Here is a 14,790-nt window from a genome sequence, read left to right as displayed (position 1 = left end):
GGCCTGCGACCTCACTCCGACAGGTCGTGTGGCGAGCGCGCGGTGAACCGGGCAGCCGGTTCCGGGACGACCGGCCGGCTCGGTGCCCGCCCATCCGCCGCCACGGTGAGCGCTGGCTCCCCCGCGCCGGCGGTCGCCGGATCCGGTTCTCCCGCCCCCGCGACGACGCGGCGGCGGGGCAGCAGCAGCGCCGGAAGCACCGCCAGGGCGAGAACCAGCACCGCCCACCCGTAGGTGCCCCGGAAGGCGTCGGCCACGGCCTCCGCGAGCGCCGCCGAGCCGCCGGAAGCCCTGTGCGCCAGGGTTTCCAGACTCGCCCCGGGCACCTCCCGCACCAGGGCGTTGCTCAGCAGCACCGAGATCAGCGCCGCGCCGATCGACGCCGCGATCTGCTGGACGATGCCGAGGGCGGTGCTCGCGGCCGGAATCTGCGCGAGCGGCAGCGCCCGGGTCGCGGTGGTGATGGTCGGCATGATGGTCGCGCCGACCCCGACGCCCATGACCACCCCGGCCAGCGCGATGCGCCAGTACTCGGTGTCGGCGTGGATCTGCGTGGTCATGGTGCCGAATCCGGTGGCGGCCAGCGCGATTCCACCGAGCACGAGCCGCCCGGGCGGCATGCGGTCCACCAGCCGCCCGGCGATCTGCATGGTGATGCCGGTCGCCAGCACCTGCGGAATACCGAGGACTCCGGCCGCGGTCGCCCCGTGTCCGCGTACCACCTGCCAGTAGAGCGGGCCGAGCATCATCGAGCCGAAGTAGGCGGCGTTGAACAGCATGAGGGTGAGCGCGGCCGAACGGAACGGCCGGTGCCGGAACAGAGTCGGATCGATGAGCGGATGCCGCACCCGCCGCGAGCGCACCACGAATCCGGCGATGAGCGCGGTGCCCGCGACCGTGGGCAGCAGCGCGGAGAGCACGGTGAAGTCGCCGTGTTCACCCCCGGTGGCGACCCCGTAGATCAGCGCGGCCAGACCGGGCGACAACAGCAGCAGTCCGGGCAGATCCAGTGGCGTGGCCGGCGCGGGCGGATCGGCGACCAGCACCCGCCGCGCACCCAGCAGTGCGACCGTGGCCACCGGCAGATTGATCAGGAACAGCCACCGCCAGCTCGCCTGATCGACCAGCCAGCCGCCCAGCACCGGCCCGGCCAGCGGTCCGACCAGCACCGGAATTCCCATGAGTGCCATGGTCCGGCCCATGCGCGCCGGGTCCGCGGCCCGCATCATGATGGTCATGCCGATGGGGATGATCATCCCGCCGCCCAGCCCCTGTACCACCCGGAATCCGATGAGCGAGGGCACGTTCCACGCCAGTCCGGTCAGTAGCGAACCGAACGCGAACAGCGCGATGGCGGACATGTACAGCCGCTTGGCGCCGAATCTGCCGATGGCCCAAGCGGTTACCGGGATCACCGTGGCGAGGGCGAGGGTGTAGGCGGTCGCCACCCAGGCGATGGTGGCCAGCGAGGTCTCGAACGTGCTCGCCAGATTGTTCAGCGCGACGTTCACGATGGTCATGTCCAGGACCGTCATGATCGAGGCCGAGATCACCACGGCGGCGGTGGCGGCCAGGCTCACGGTCCCGGGCTCGGCGGTCGCGGGAACAGCGGAGCCGGCCGGGGCGGTGCGGGTGCCGGCGGGCGCCGGGGCCGAGCGGCCGCCGGTCCGGAAGGTCGTGTTCATGCCTTCGACGGTAGAAAAGCGCAGGTCCGGGCCGCCTCTGTCGAATGACCGGGGTGTACCGGGGCCGGGCGACCAGGTACCACCCCGGGCACGAACCAGGTACATCGACGGAGGCGAGGGCGGGACCGTCGCCCCTAGCGTTCAGGGCAGCAACGACGCCGGTCCCGAACCGGCGCTCCCCCACTCCCCGGAGGTCGACATGCCCACCACCCCGCTGCGCCTGGCCGTCATCATCGGCAGCACCCGCGAAGGCCGCTTCGGCCCCACCGCCGCGCACTGGTTCGCCGGTGAATCCACCGCCCACGGCGATTTCGAGGTCGACGTGATCGACCTGGCCGAGCACCCGCTGGACGCGGTACTGCGCGACACCCCCGATCCGGCCATGCAGCCGCTCACCGATCGGATAGACGCCGCGGACGCCTTCGTCATCGTCACCCCCGAGTACAACCACAGCTACCCGGCCTCGCTCAAGGTCCTCATCGACTGGCACTACACCCAGTGGCAGGCCAAGCCGGTCGGCTTCGTGTCCTACGGCGGTCTGGCGGGCGGCCTGCGCTCGGTCGAGCACCTGCGCCCGGTCTTCGCCGAACTGCACGCGGTGACGGTGCGCGACACCGTCAGCTTCCATGGCGCGTGGGAGCGCTTCGGACCGGATGGTTCGCCGCTGGACCCGGCGGCCGCCGCGGCCGCCAAGGCCATGCTCGACCAGATCGCCTGGTGGGCACTGGCATTGCGGGAGGCGCGCGCGATCCGGCCGTACGGCGCGTGATGTGGCGCGGGTCACAGCGCCGAATTCGATAGTGTCGCGGAGTGTTCTACGGCCGTACCACCGAGCTCACCGCCCTGGCCGGACAACTGGCCGGGGCGGAGCGCGGCCGCGCGGGCGTGACGGTGCTGCGCGGCGAGGCGGGCGTCGGCAAGTCCGAACTGCTCGCCCGCACAGCCGAACTCGCCACCGGCTACCGCGTCCTGCGCGTCACGGGCACCGAAACCGAGACCGAGCTGGCCTATGCCGGACTGCACCTGCTGCTCGCGCGGGCGCGCGCCGGGCTCGACCGGCTGCCCGAGGCGCAGGCCGGCGCGCTGCGGGCGGCGCTGGACTCGGGTGAATCCGTTGCACCGCAACGATTCCTGGTCGGGGTGGCGACCCTCACCCTGCTCGCCGAACTGGCCGAGGACGCGCCCCTGCTGTGCCTGATCGACGATGCACAGTGGCTGGATCGCGCCACGCTGCGCACCCTCGAGTTCGTGGCCCGCCGCCTCGACGCCGAACGGGTGCTGCTGGTGTTCGCGGTCCGCGACGATCTACTTCCCGAACTCGACGAATTACCCGCCACCACGGTAACTCTCACCGGACTGGACGCGCCCGCCGCATTGGAGCTGCTCACCGCCACGCACGGCACGCTGCCACCCGCCGCAACCGAGTGGCTGCTGCGCGAAGCCCACGGCAACCCGCTCGCCCTGCACGTGCTACCGACCATCCAGCGCGCCGAGAGCCGCTACGCCTCCCCGTTCCAGCACACCGCGCCCATCCCCACCCGTATCCAGCGCGCCTTCACCGACCGGATCGCCCAGCTCCCCAGCCCCACCCGAACGCTGCTGCTGGTGGCAGCGATCGACAGCTCCGGCGACACCACCGTCATCCTGACCGCCGCCCACCGCCTCAACGCCGCCGAACCGGACCCGGCACGAACCGAAGCGGACCTGGCGCGGGCCGAGGCCGCCGGGCTGCTGCGGTTGCGCGACGGTCGAATCACTTTCGCGCATCCGCTGATTCGGGCCGCGGCGCTGGATTCGGCACAGCCCGCGCGGGTGCGCGAGGCGCATCGGGCGCTGGCGGCGGAGTTCGCCGCGCCCGGGTGCGAGGATCGGTGGGCCTGGCACAGCGCGGCCGCGGCAACCGGGCCGGACGAGACCGTGGCGCTCGCCCTGGAAGGGGCTGCCGAGCGGGCCGGGCGGCGCGGCGGGTTGAGCGAGGTCGCCGGGGCGGCCCGGCGCGCGGCCGAGCTGAGCGCGGACCCCGGAGCCCGCGGGCGGCGCCTGACCATCGCGGCCGAAGCACTGGTGGAAGCCGGACTGCTCACCGAGGCCGCCGCGACGGCCGACGAGGCCACGGCGCTGACCACCGATCCGGGCGCGCTCGGCGCGCTCACCGTCCTGCGCTCGGAGATCGCCCTGGAGCAGGATCAGCCGCGCGCGGCGTACCAATCCTCCGGCACCGCGGCCGGATTCGTCGTCGACCGCGATCCGGCCCTGGCCGGGCACCTGCTCTTCCAGGCCGCGCGCGCGGCCTGGGGCGCGGGCGATCTGGCGGCGGTGGCGCACACGGCCGAACGCGCCGAGGCCCTCGCGGTGCCGAACGCGACCCGGGTGCGCGCGCTCGCCGACCTGGTCGCCGTGCTCAATCCGGGCGCCGAGCGCGCCGAAGGCATTGCCGCGCTGCGTTTCCTGCTCGACACCGTCGATCCCGACCAGCTCGCCGAGCGCGTGCAGATGGCGCACTGGCACGTGCTGTTCGCCGATCCGGTGACCGCCCGCGACATCGCCGCCGCACTGGCCGCCGACTGTCGGCGGCGCGGCGCGATCGGCGTGCTCACGCACGCGCTGCGCTGGCAAGCCCGCACCGAACTCATCCTGGGTCATCCCACCGCCGCCACCGCCGCCGCCACCGAGGGCCTGCGCCTGGCCGCCGAGACCGGACAGCGCGTCATCGAGATCTACCAGTCCGCCACCCTGGCCCTGCTGGCCGCGACCCGCGGTGACGAACCCGCCTGCCACGAGTACGCCGCCGCCCCGATCGCCCGCGACATCGCGCCGAGCAGCGTGCACGCGGGCGCCGCGCTCGCCCTGCTGGACCTGGGCCTGGGCCGGCCGGACGCGGCCGTGGACCGGCTCACCGCGCTGCTGGCGGGCGCGAACCGGCACGGGGCCATCGCGAGCATCCCCGACCTGGTCGAGGCCGCGCACCGCACGGGCCGCCTCGACCGGGCCCGCACCGCCTTCTCCTGGTATCGCGAATGGTCCGATCACATCGAACAGCCCTGGATACAGGCGATCTCGCTGCGCTGCGCGGCCCTGCTCGCCCCGGACGCCGAGGCCGAACCGCACTTCACCGCGGCCCTGGACGCGCACCGGCGCGACACCGATTTCGCCTTCGATCGCGCCCGCACCGAACTCCTGTACGGCGAATGGCTGCGCCGCAGGCAGCGCCGCACCGAGGCGCGCGCCCCGCTGCGCGCCGCCGCCGAGACCTTCCGCAGGCTCGGAGCCGTCCCGTGGGCCGAGCGCGCCGACGCCGAATTGCGCGCCACCGGCGAGACCCGGTCCGCCGAACCCGGCGCGGACCTGATCACCCGCCTCACCCCGCAGGAGTTGCAGACCGCGCAGCTGGCCGCGACCGGCCTGTCCAACAAGGACATCGCCGCGCAACTGTTCCTGAGTCCGCGCACCGTCGGCTACCACCTGTCCAACGCCTATCCCAAACTCGGGCTCACCTCCCGGCACGAACTCGCGGCCGTCTTCGCCGGACACACCTGATCTCCGCCCGAATCGTCCGATCCGACACGGCTTACGATGCGTAGGACCCGACCGGTCCACCGCCGTGCCGCAGAGGAGAATGGTCGCCATGCATCGTGCCGCGCCGAAGAAGGACATCGATGAGGCCGCGCTGACCGTCACACCGCCGAAAACCGAGGCCGCGGGCTTCCCCGCGGTGGCGATCGCGCTCGAGCACGCGGTCGAGGAGATGGGCGTGGTGCGCACCGCCCGCACCCTGGCCCGGGTCAACCAGCGGCACGGCTTCGACTGCCCCGGCTGCGCCTGGCCGGAGCCGACGGGCCGCCGCCGCCCCGCGGAGTTCTGCGAGAACGGGGCCAAGGCCGTCGCCGAGGAGGCGACGCTGCGGACGGTCACCCCGGAGTTCTTCGCCGCGCACTCGATCGAGGAGCTGGCGGGCAAGTCCGGCTACTGGCTCGGCCAGCAGGGCAGGCTCACCCATCCGATGGTGTTGCGCCCCGGCGATACCCACTACTCGCCGATCGCCTGGGACGCGGCGTACCGCATCGTCGCCGACGCGCTGAACGGCCTCGACTCCCCCGACGAGGCCGTCTTCTACACCTCCGGCCGGACCGCCAACGAGACCGCGTTCCTGTACCAGCTGCTGGTGCGCTCCTTCGGCACCAACAACCTGCCCGACTGCTCGAACATGTGCCACGAGTCCTCGGGCACCGCGCTGACCGCGTCGATCGGCATCGGCAAGGGCTCGGTCACCATCGACGACTTCTCGAAGGCCGACCTCATCATCGTGGCGGGCCAGAATCCCGGCACGAACCACCCGCGCATGCTGTCCGCGCTCGGTGAGGCGAAAGCGCACGGCGCCAAGGTGATCGCGGTCAACCCGCTGCCCGAGACCGGGCTCATCGGCTTCCGCGATCCGCAGACGCTCAAAGGACTGGCCGGCGGCATCACCATCGCCGACGACTTCCTGCAGATCCGGCTCGGCGGCGACATGGCGCTGTTCCAGGGCCTGGGCAAACTGCTGTTCGAGGCCGAGGATCGCGCGCCGGGCACGGTGGTCGACCAGGCCTTCGTCGACGCGCACACCGCCGGGTTCGCCGAGTACGAAAAGCACATGCGCGCCGTCGATCTCGGCGTGGTCGAGGAGGCCACCGGGCTGACCCGCACCGAACTCGACCGCACCGCCGAGCTGCTGGCCGAGTCGAAGGCCGTCATCATCTGCTGGGCGATGGGGCTGACCCAGCAGGTGCACGGCGTGGCCACCATCGAGGAGGCCACCAACCTGCTGCTGATGCGCGGCATGATCGGCAAACCCGGCGCGGGCGTGTGCCCGGTGCGCGGGCACTCCAACGTGCAGGGCGACCGCACCATGGGCATCTGGGAGAAGATGCCCGACGCGTTCCTGGACGCCCTGGACGCGCGCTTCGGCATCACCAGCCCGCGCGAACACGGCTGGGACACCGTCAACGCCATTCGCGCCATGCGGGACGGGCGCGGCCGGGTCTTCTTCGGCATGGGCGGCAATTTCGTCTCCGCAACCCCCGACACCGAGGTCACCGAGGCCGCGCTGCGCAATTGCGAACTCATCGTGCAGGTCTCGACCAAGCTCAATCGCAGCCACGTCGTGCACGGGCGGACCGCGCTCATCCTGCCCACCCTCGGCCGCACCGACGAGGACGTGCAGGCCGGTGGGCGACAGCAGGTCTCGGTCGAGGACTCGATGTCGATGGTGCATCTGTCGACCGGGCGCCTCAGCCCGGTCAGCGCCGAACTGCGCAGCGAGGTCGCCATCGTCTGCGAGCTCGCGGGCGCGCTGTTCGGTCCCGGACACCCGGTGCCGTGGGCCGAATTCCAGCGCGACTACGACACGATTCGCGACGCCATCGCCGCGGTGGTGCCCGGCTGCGCCGACTACAACGCGAAGGTGCGGGGCCGCAACGGGTTCCAGCTGCCGCATCCGCCGCGCGACGCCCGGGAATTCCGGACCGCCACCGGCAAGGCCAATTTCGCGGCCAACGAACTGCACTGGCTGCCGGTCCCCGAGGGCAGGCTGATCCTGCAGACCCTGCGCAGCCACGACCAGTACAACACCACCATCTACGGTCTGGACGACCGCTACCGCGGCATTCACAACGGCCGCCGCGTCGTGCTCGTCCACCCGGAGGACATCGCCCGATTCGGTTTCGCCGAAGACGATCTCGTCGACGTGATCTCCGAATGGAACGACGGCACCGAGCGCCGCGTCGAGGGCTTCCGGCTCGTCGGGTACGCCACCCCGCGCGGCAACGCCGCCGCCTACTACCCCGAGACCAACCCGCTGGTCCCCCTCGACCACGTGGCGCGGCGCTCCAACACCCCGGTCTCCAAGGGCGTCACCGTCCGCCTCGAACGCCACACCCACAGGACATCGTGAGCCGAGTAACCGCACGCCGCCGCACCCTGCGCATCTCCCCCACCGGAACCGTCGACCGCCCGGACACCCTCGCGGTCGAGGAACCCCTGGAGATCCGCACCGGCGGCCAGGCCCTGACCGTCACCATGCGCACCCCCGGCGCGGACATCGACCTGATCCACGGATTCCTGTTCGGCGAGGGCATCATCGACTCGGCGCAGGACATCCGGACCGCCCGCTACTGCGCCGGCACCGACGAGAACGGGCAGAACACCTACAACGTTCTGGACGTGCAGTTCAGCGACACGCGACCGGCCGCGGCGATCAAGCCCCGCAACTTCCTGACCAACAGCGCGTGCGGGCTGTGCGGCAAGACCGCGCTCGACGAGGTTCGCACCCGGACCCGGTTCCCGCTGCCCGAGCACGGGCCCGTGGTCGATATCGCCACGCTGGCTTCCCTGCCCACCCAACTGCGTTCCGGCCAAGCGCTTTTCGACGCCACGGGCGGGCTGCACGGGGCGGCCCTGTTCACCTCGGACGGCACGCTGCTCGCGCTGCGCGAGGACATCGGACGGCACAACGCGGTGGACAAACTCATCGGCTGGGCGCTGCGCGAATCCCGCATCCCCGGGCACGACCTGCTGCTCATGGTCAGCGGGCGGGCCTCCTTCGAACTCGTCCAGAAGGCCGTCATGGCCGGGATCCCGCTGCTGGGAGCGGTGTCGGCGCCCAGCTCGCTCGCGGTGGACCTGGCCGCGGAGGCCGGTCTCACCCTGGTCGGGTTCCTGCGCGGGGAGTCGATGAACATCTACACGGGCGCGCAGCGCGTCCGGTACTGAGCCGCATCCCGGTTGCCGGGACCATCCCGGAGAGTGAATCTCGCGGGTCCGATCGGGGCCGGCGACTGCTACTCTCCGAAGTGGAACACGTTTCACTTTTACCCGGGAGAATCCATGGCGGCGCAGCCTCGCGATGTTATCGAGCAGTATGTGAAATTGGTGGCCGCTGGCGCCACCGATGAAATCGTGGCGCTCTACGCCGAGGACGCCACGGTCGAGGACCCGATCGGGACCCCGACCCGGGTCGGGCACGCCGCGATTCGCGAGCTGTACGCCGCGCTCGAGCACGCCCAGAACAAGGAGACCGAACTGCACGCGGTGAAGGTCAACGGCAATCACGCCTCGGCCTACTTCACCCTGGTGAGCTACTTCGGCGACCAGCGCATGACGCTGACCCCGATCGACATCATGGAGTTCGACGACGCGGGCAAGATCACGAAGATGCGGGCCTACTGGGGTCCCGAGGACATGGTCATGGAGAAGATCTGACCGCGTGACCCTTGCTCCCCGCCGACCGCCGAATTACCGTTGCACCACCGGGTGATTCGGCGGCGGAGGGGAATGGTCGATGCGAATCTCGTTGCACGGCACGGGCGACGGACTCCGGGTGCGCATGCGCCTGGACGTGAACCGCCGGCGCTGGCTCGCGGTGCAGATCATGCTCGGGGTGCTGCTCGCCATCGCCCTGTTCACGGGCCTGTGGGCCACCTTCGCACCGCACTCGTTCTACACCAGCTTCCCGGGCTTCGGCATGCGCTGGGTACAGCCGGACGGGCCGTACAACCACCATCTGACCGGCGACGTCGGCGCCTTCTTCCTCGCGCTCGGCGCGGTCACCGCCGCGGCCCTGTGGTTCCTGGACAGCCTGCTGGCCCGGGTCGCGGGCCTGGCCTGGCTGGTCTTCGGCGTCCCGCACCTGATCTACCACGCCTTCCACCGGCCCGAGGACATGGGCGGGGCCAGCTTCACCCTGAGCCTGATCAGCGTCTTCGTGCTGCCCGCCCTGGGCCTGGCGCTGATGCTCGTCGCGCCCCGCGAGCGCACCCGCGTGCCCGAGCCGAACGACCTCACCTTCCGCTTCCCCCGGCGCGGGAAGTCCGCGCGCGGCCTGGGAAATCGCCCGCCGCGATGAATTCCGGCCCCGCGCGCCGTCGTAACAGGTGTGGAGAACACACCGATTTCCGGGTAACGGAGTAAAGGTTCAACGGCGAACCACGGGGAGTCAACGGCGATTCCCGATCAGGGCGCGAACGGCCCCGGCCGATCGTCACCGGCTCCCGATTGCGACATAGCCGAATATCGACGAGTTCGCGTTACCCCGGCCCGCCAGGACCGGGCTAGCGCCCACACCGCACCGAAACATCCTGTGACGCAGGGCATACCGATACACCGTCACGTCTCGCGGGGCTGTCTCGTCCAAGGGGTAGCAGTATCCTCGGATTCGCAGGAGACCCCCATGAGCATGACCCGCCTCCCCGCCGTCGGCCCGAAGCAGGCCGGACCGCTGACCCGAATTCTGTACTGGTACATGAAGCGCCGCTTCGGCGCGGTGCCCGAGCCCTTCGCCGTCACAGCGAATCATCCCCGGCTCTTCCTGGCTTCCGCGGTGCACGAGGGCCTGGTCGAACGCGCGTCCACGGTGCTGCCGCACAATATTCGCGAGATCGCGGTCTATTACGTCGCCCGCACCGTGGGCTGCTCGTGGTGCGTGGACTTCGGCACGATGCTCATGCGCCTGTCCGACCTGGACGTCGACAAGCTCCGCCACATCGACGACTACGAGACCTCGCCCGCGTACGACGCCGACGAGCGGGCCACCATCGCGTACGCGGCGGCCATGACGGCGACGCCGCCGACCGTCACCGACGAGCAGGTCACCGACCTGAAGCGGCGCTTCGGCGCCGAAGGGCTCATGGAGCTGACCTATCAGATCGGTCTGGAGAACTCCCGGGCCCGGAGCTACTTCGCCCTGGGCATCACCGATCAGGGCTTCAGCGCGGACGCCTGCCGGGTGCCCTGGGCCTAGACCCGGGCACCGAGAACCGGTAGCCAGTAGTTCGCTGATCTGTGCGAGTATCGGATGATGCCCGCCGATGATCTCGCCCCCGCCACCCTGTCCGCACGCTCCGACGACGGCCGATCCTTCATCGTCGGAGACGCGGCCGACAGCGCCTTCGTGGCCGGATCGCTGGTGGTGATAGTCAGCGCCGGCCACCGGCAGCTGGCGCTCATCGAGGAACGCTCGGAAACCACCCCGGTACGGCTGCGCGGTCGGCTCGTCGGCGAACTCACCGGCGACGGCATCGACACCCGCGCCAGCCACTCTTTCGCTACCGCAAGCGTGGAGGGCGCGGACACCGCGACCGTGCAGGCGCTGCACGACACCACCGGCGCGATGCTCGAGGTCGGGGTGAATCTCACCCAGCCGGGCGGACCGGCACGGCTGCTGCCGCAGCGGTTCAACCGGCACACCTTCTGGTGCGGGCAGAGCGGGTCGGGCAAGACCTACGCCCTGGGCGTGGTGCTGGAGCAGCTCATCGCGCACACCGCGCTGCCGGTCGTCATCTTCGATCCGAACTCGGACTTCGTCCACCTGGGCGACGTCGACCCCGCGGCGACGGAGCCGACCGCGAATGCCCTGCGCGAGCGCGATATTCGCGTCCTGCGCCCCAACGCCGAACCCGGTTCGCGGCTGCGCGCCCGGTTCATCGATCTGCCGCTGGACTCCAAAGCCGCCGTCCTGCAGATAGATCCGATCGCCGATCGCGAGGAGTTCAACGAGCTCCTGCACCTGCGTTCGATCATGGACTCCGGCGAACTGTTCGAGGTGCGGCCGCGCCTGCTGTCCTCGGAGAATCCCGCGCAGCGCCGCCTGGGGCAGCGGGTGGAGAACCTCGGCCTGCTGGACTGGGAGGTGTGGGCGCTGGGCGACGCGGCGGTCACCGACGTGGTGGCCGGGCGCCCCGACGTCTCGGTCCTGGATCTGGGCGGATTCTCCACGCCCGAACAGCAATTGGTCATCGCTCTGGCCCTGCTCGACGACCTCTGGGCACGTCGCGAGGAACGCCGCCCGGTGCTGCTGGTCATCGACGAGGCCCACAACCTCGCCTCACCCCGCCTGGACTCCCCCATCGCGGTCGCGGTGCGCGAACGCCTCATCCAAATCGCCGCCGAGGGGCGCAAATTCGGTCTCTGGCTACTGCTGTCCACCCAGCGCCCGTCGAAGGTGCACCCCGGAATCCTGTCCCAGTGCGACAACCTGGCCCTGATGAAGATGACCTCGCCCACCGACCTGGCCGAACTCGCCACCTATTTCGGCTACGCGCCCACCGCCCTGCTCGACCGCTCACCCTGGTTCCGCCAGGGCGAGGCCCTGTTCGCGGGCGGGTTCGTTCCGGCGCCGTCACTGGTCAAGGTCCGCGCGCGCCTGACCCGCGAGGGCGGCAGCGATGTCGGGGTCCCGATGCGCTAACCGGCTGCGCGCGGCCGCAGCAGGAGCACCGCCACGCCCGCGAGCACGATGCCGATCATGTTCACCGCCAGCTGCGCCAGCGATTCGGCGGCGACGGTCCACTTGCCGGCGATGGCGGCGACCACCGCGAGCCCGGCCGCGGGCACGGTGGTGACCGAGATGAAGACGCCGACCAGCACCGCCGAACTGGAGGTGACCATGGCCAGCATGCCCGCCGCTCCCGCGAGCAGCGCCACCACCAGGGAGAACGGGCCGACCTCGTAGATGAAGTCGAAGCCGCGAGCGTCGTCCACGCTCCCGTCGCCGAGCCAGCCCAGGCGAACCCAGAGCAGGGTCGCCAGGGCGGTGACGGCCATGGCGGCCGGGAACGAGACCGCCAGGGTCGTGAGCGCGCCGCGGATGAGCCGCCGGTCGTGCCGCACCAGCCCCACCGAAAGGGCTGCGAGCGGCCGGAATTCGGGCCCGACCACCATCGCGCCGACCAGGGTGAGGGGTGAGGCGGTGGTGACGCCGACGGCGGACAGCAGGAAGGCGATGCTCAGAAAGGCCAGGAAGGTCGGGGTCAGGCGTGAGCCCTCGCGCACCTGGCTCAGCAACTGCTCCCACACCACGACCTGATCGGGCCGCCCGGGCGCGCCGGCGTTCGCCCGCTCCCCCGCCGTCGACAGCATGGTCCCGGCGGGCGCGAAGGTGATGCTCCCGGTCCGGTCCACGCCCAGCGCGCGCAGCGCGACGAGTATCTCGTTGGCCGAGGCCCGCGCCACGTCGGCCTGGATCAGATCGCCGCAGGGTTCGACCGCCGTCCCGCGATCGAGGGTGAGGTGGGTGGTCCCGGGGTCCTCGGCCAGCAGCGCCATGGCGCGTTCGGTCACCTCGCCTCCCGGACAGATCACGCGCAGATGCAGCACCCGAACTCCTCTCCGCCCGGCGGTGCGGCCGGGACCGGCCTCCGATTCGACGCGATATGTGCCCCGGGTGACGAGGTCGCGGGCCGCGGATGCCACCGCCACCACGCGCCCGAACGGCTCACGCGCCCTGCGCTTTCGGCGCGCCGGTCGCGCGGCCCAGCAGCCGGGCCAGCAGCGGAAAGAGCAGGACGGTGGTGGCGCCCGCCGCCACCAGGGTGGATGCCAGATCCTGCGGCATCAAACCGCTGCTCGTCGCGACATTGGTGACCGCGACGATGATGGGGAGGCCGGTGGCGGCGTACAGCGCCAGCTGCACACGCTCGCGGCGGTCGGCCAGGTTCGCGCCGTGCGGGATGAAACGCTCGCTCAGCAGGACCGGGACACCGCGCGCCACCGCGATGGAGAGCACGAACAGCAGCCACAGCAGCGGCTCCCCGGCGACCGCGCCGATATCGATGCCCATGCCCGAGACCACGAAGAAGACGGGAATCAGAATCCCGTATCCGATGGTCTCCAGCGAGGATTCGACCTCCGGATGACCCGCCGCGATCAGCCTGCGCAGGATCAGGCCCGCCGCGAAGGCGCCGAGCACCACGTCCAGATCCGAGACCTCGGCGATGGTCATCAGCACGATCAGCAGCAGGAAGACCCCGCGCACGGGTAGCTGTTCGGTGCTGTTCGAGTCGCCGAGCACGCGAGCGAAGCCCGGTACCCGGTCCAGCATGCGCTGCGGAACCAGTCCGATGATCGCCGCCGCCAGCAGGAAGAACACGAGTGTCACCAGGGCCGCGCCCACGCTGCGACTGGTGAGCAGCACCGACATCGCCAGCACCGGGGCCAGCTCGCCCACGGCCCCGTGCGCCAGCACCGCGCGCCCCAGCGGTTTGTCCAGCAGCCCATCCTGTTTCACGATCGGCAGCAGCGTGCCCAGCGCGGTGGAGGTCATGGCGATGGCGACCGCGATCCGCGCGGTGATGTCGGCGTCCGCCGCCCACGCGGTCACCAGCGCGATGGCCACGACGGCGCTGACGCACCAGGTCAGCCACGCGGTGCGGCCCGAGCGCCCGCCCAGCAGCTTCGGATCGAGTTCGTACCCGGCCAGCAGGAACAGCATCCCGAGCCCGAGTTCGCTGAGCAGATCGACCCCGCCCGCGGTGCCCGCCCAGCCCAGCGCGAACGGCCCGACCGTCACCCCGGCCAGCAGCAGGAGCACCACGGCCGGCACCACCCCGCGCAGCAGCCGCGACACCAGCGGCGCGAGCACGGCGGCCAGGGCGATCCAGAACAGCGACACCATGGGCTCGGGCTGCACAGTTGGCAACTCATCAGCAAGCACCATCACCCGGCAATCGTGTCACGTGAAACCGGTCCGGCGAAGCTCAAACTCGCAGCGAAGACCCCTTACATCGACCCGTCACACGTGTTTCAATCAAACGACCAGTCACGTAGCCATGAATTAACCAACTAGATAGGGACCACGTCATGGATTTCTGGGACGTCTTCTGGCTCATCATCACCACGTTCGCCTTCGTGGCCTACCTGATCCTGCTGTTCATGATCATCACCGACCTCTTCCGGGATCACGAGACCTCCGGCTGGGTCAAGGCGGTATGGGTGATCTTCCTGTTCTTCCTCCCCCTGATCACCGCGCTCGTCTACCTGATCGCGCGCGGGAACGGGATGGCCGCCCGCTCGGCCGCCGCGGCCAAACAGCTCCAGGACGCGGAGACCCGCTACATCCGGGACACGGCGGGCACGAACCCCGCCTCCCAGATCGCCGACGCGAAGAAGCTCCTCGACGAGGGTACGATCTCGGCCGCCGAGTTCGAGGCCCTGAAGACCAAAGCCCTGTCCTGACAATCCCTTTCACACGCGAACGCCCGCACCAGCTGGTGCGGGCCCGCGAAATCGGGGAAGTCGGCCTTGGCCGCCTCCCGGTTCGCGGGCAGGTTCCACGACATCAGGTTGGGCTGCACGC

Annotated in this window: 12 protein-coding genes; 9 read left to right on the top strand and 3 right to left on the bottom strand. The window is 70.8% G+C overall.

Annotated features, from left to right (window positions below):
* Positions 1-11 precede the first annotated feature (11 nt).
* Positions 12-1,685 carry a DHA2 family efflux MFS transporter permease subunit gene (locus ACWDOP_RS19005; RefSeq protein ID WP_456346144.1) on the bottom strand — a complete coding sequence of 558 codons (1,674 nt, stop codon included), beginning with the start codon at positions 1,683-1,685 and terminating at the stop codon, positions 12-14.
* Between the two features lie 199 nt (positions 1,686-1,884).
* Here ACWDOP_RS19005 and ACWDOP_RS19000 point away from each other — a divergent pair, with 199 nt between their 5' ends.
* From ACWDOP_RS19000 to ACWDOP_RS18965, 8 genes are all read left to right on the top strand, one after another.
* Positions 1,885-2,454 carry an NADPH-dependent FMN reductase gene (locus ACWDOP_RS19000; RefSeq protein WP_456346143.1) on the top strand — a complete coding sequence of 190 codons (570 nt, stop codon included), beginning with the start codon at positions 1,885-1,887 and terminating at the stop codon, positions 2,452-2,454.
* 41 nt (positions 2,455-2,495) lie between these two features.
* Positions 2,496-5,222 carry an ATP-binding protein gene (locus tag ACWDOP_RS18995; protein WP_456346142.1) on the top strand — a complete coding sequence of 909 codons (2,727 nt, stop codon included), beginning with the start codon at positions 2,496-2,498 and terminating at the stop codon, positions 5,220-5,222.
* Positions 5,223-5,310: 88 nt separating this feature from the next.
* Complete coding sequence (locus ACWDOP_RS18990; protein ID WP_456346141.1) at positions 5,311-7,614, top strand: FdhF/YdeP family oxidoreductase; 2,304 nt, start codon at positions 5,311-5,313, stop codon at positions 7,612-7,614.
* A complete protein-coding gene (gene fdhD, locus ACWDOP_RS18985) occupies positions 7,611-8,432 on the top strand; it encodes a formate dehydrogenase accessory sulfurtransferase FdhD (RefSeq protein ID WP_456346140.1) in 822 nt (273 codons plus the stop codon). The genes ACWDOP_RS18990 and fdhD overlap by 4 nt, the downstream gene beginning before the upstream one ends.
* Positions 8,433-8,546: 114 nt before the next feature.
* Positions 8,547-8,921, top strand: a complete 375-nt coding sequence (locus tag ACWDOP_RS18980; protein ID WP_454203152.1) for a nuclear transport factor 2 family protein — start codon at positions 8,547-8,549, stop codon at positions 8,919-8,921.
* A gap of 79 nt (positions 8,922-9,000) precedes the next feature.
* Positions 9,001-9,564, top strand: coding sequence for a hypothetical protein (locus ACWDOP_RS18975; RefSeq protein ID WP_456346139.1), 564 nt, complete (start codon positions 9,001-9,003; stop codon positions 9,562-9,564).
* 330 nt (positions 9,565-9,894) lie between these two features.
* Positions 9,895-10,458, top strand: coding sequence for a carboxymuconolactone decarboxylase family protein (locus ACWDOP_RS18970; RefSeq protein WP_456346252.1), 564 nt, complete (start codon positions 9,895-9,897; stop codon positions 10,456-10,458).
* A 57-nt stretch (positions 10,459-10,515) separates the two neighbouring features.
* Positions 10,516-11,904: an ATP-binding protein gene (locus tag ACWDOP_RS18965; RefSeq protein ID WP_456346138.1), complete on the top strand. Its 1,389-nt coding sequence runs from the start codon at positions 10,516-10,518 to the stop codon at positions 11,902-11,904.
* Here the strand turns inward: ACWDOP_RS18965 and ACWDOP_RS18960 are convergent.
* Both ACWDOP_RS18960 and ACWDOP_RS18955 read right to left on the bottom strand, forming a co-directional pair.
* The gene (locus ACWDOP_RS18960) at positions 11,901-12,812 is read right to left on the bottom strand and encodes a DUF389 domain-containing protein (RefSeq protein ID WP_456346137.1); all 912 of its coding nucleotides are present in this window, start codon (positions 12,810-12,812) and stop codon (positions 11,901-11,903) included. The genes ACWDOP_RS18965 and ACWDOP_RS18960 overlap by 4 nt on opposite strands.
* 118 nt (positions 12,813-12,930) lie before the next feature.
* Positions 12,931-14,151, bottom strand: coding sequence for a cation:proton antiporter (locus tag ACWDOP_RS18955; RefSeq protein WP_456346251.1), 1,221 nt, complete (start codon positions 14,149-14,151; stop codon positions 12,931-12,933).
* 143 nt (positions 14,152-14,294) lie between these two features.
* On the opposite strand from ACWDOP_RS18955, the gene ACWDOP_RS18950 reads away from it, so the two are divergent.
* Positions 14,295-14,669, top strand: coding sequence for a PLD nuclease N-terminal domain-containing protein (locus ACWDOP_RS18950; protein ID WP_454203148.1), 375 nt, complete (start codon positions 14,295-14,297; stop codon positions 14,667-14,669).
* Positions 14,670-14,790: the final 121 nt, after the last annotated feature.

The organism is Nocardia sp. NPDC003693 (genome assembly GCF_053981095.1).
This window is presented reverse-complemented; position numbering and strand designations above follow the sequence as displayed.

What these genes read in the sequence shown, in the direction of transcription:
- ACWDOP_RS18975 (WP_456346139.1), top strand. Translation starts at nt 9,001, where the DNA reads ATGCGAATCTCGTTGCACGGCACGGGCGACGGACTCCGGGTGCGCATG.
- ACWDOP_RS18970 (WP_456346252.1), top strand. Translation starts at nt 9,895, where the DNA reads ATGACCCGCCTCCCCGCCGTCGGCCCGAAGCAGGCCGGACCGCTGACC.
- ACWDOP_RS18950 (WP_454203148.1), top strand. Translation starts at nt 14,295, where the DNA reads ATGGATTTCTGGGACGTCTTCTGGCTCATCATCACCACGTTCGCCTTC.
- ACWDOP_RS19000 (WP_456346143.1), top strand. Translation starts at nt 1,885, where the DNA reads ATGCCCACCACCCCGCTGCGCCTGGCCGTCATCATCGGCAGCACCCGC.
- ACWDOP_RS18990 (WP_456346141.1), top strand. Translation starts at nt 5,311, where the DNA reads ATGCATCGTGCCGCGCCGAAGAAGGACATCGATGAGGCCGCGCTGACC.
- ACWDOP_RS18955 (WP_456346251.1), bottom strand. Translation starts at nt 14,151, where the DNA reads ATGGTGCTTGCTGATGAGTTGCCAACTGTGCAGCCCGAGCCCATGGTG.
- ACWDOP_RS19005 (WP_456346144.1), bottom strand. Translation starts at nt 1,685, where the DNA reads ATGAACACGACCTTCCGGACCGGCGGCCGCTCGGCCCCGGCGCCCGCC.
- ACWDOP_RS18965 (WP_456346138.1), top strand. Translation starts at nt 10,516, where the DNA reads ATGCCCGCCGATGATCTCGCCCCCGCCACCCTGTCCGCACGCTCCGAC.
- ACWDOP_RS18980 (WP_454203152.1), top strand. Translation starts at nt 8,547, where the DNA reads ATGGCGGCGCAGCCTCGCGATGTTATCGAGCAGTATGTGAAATTGGTG.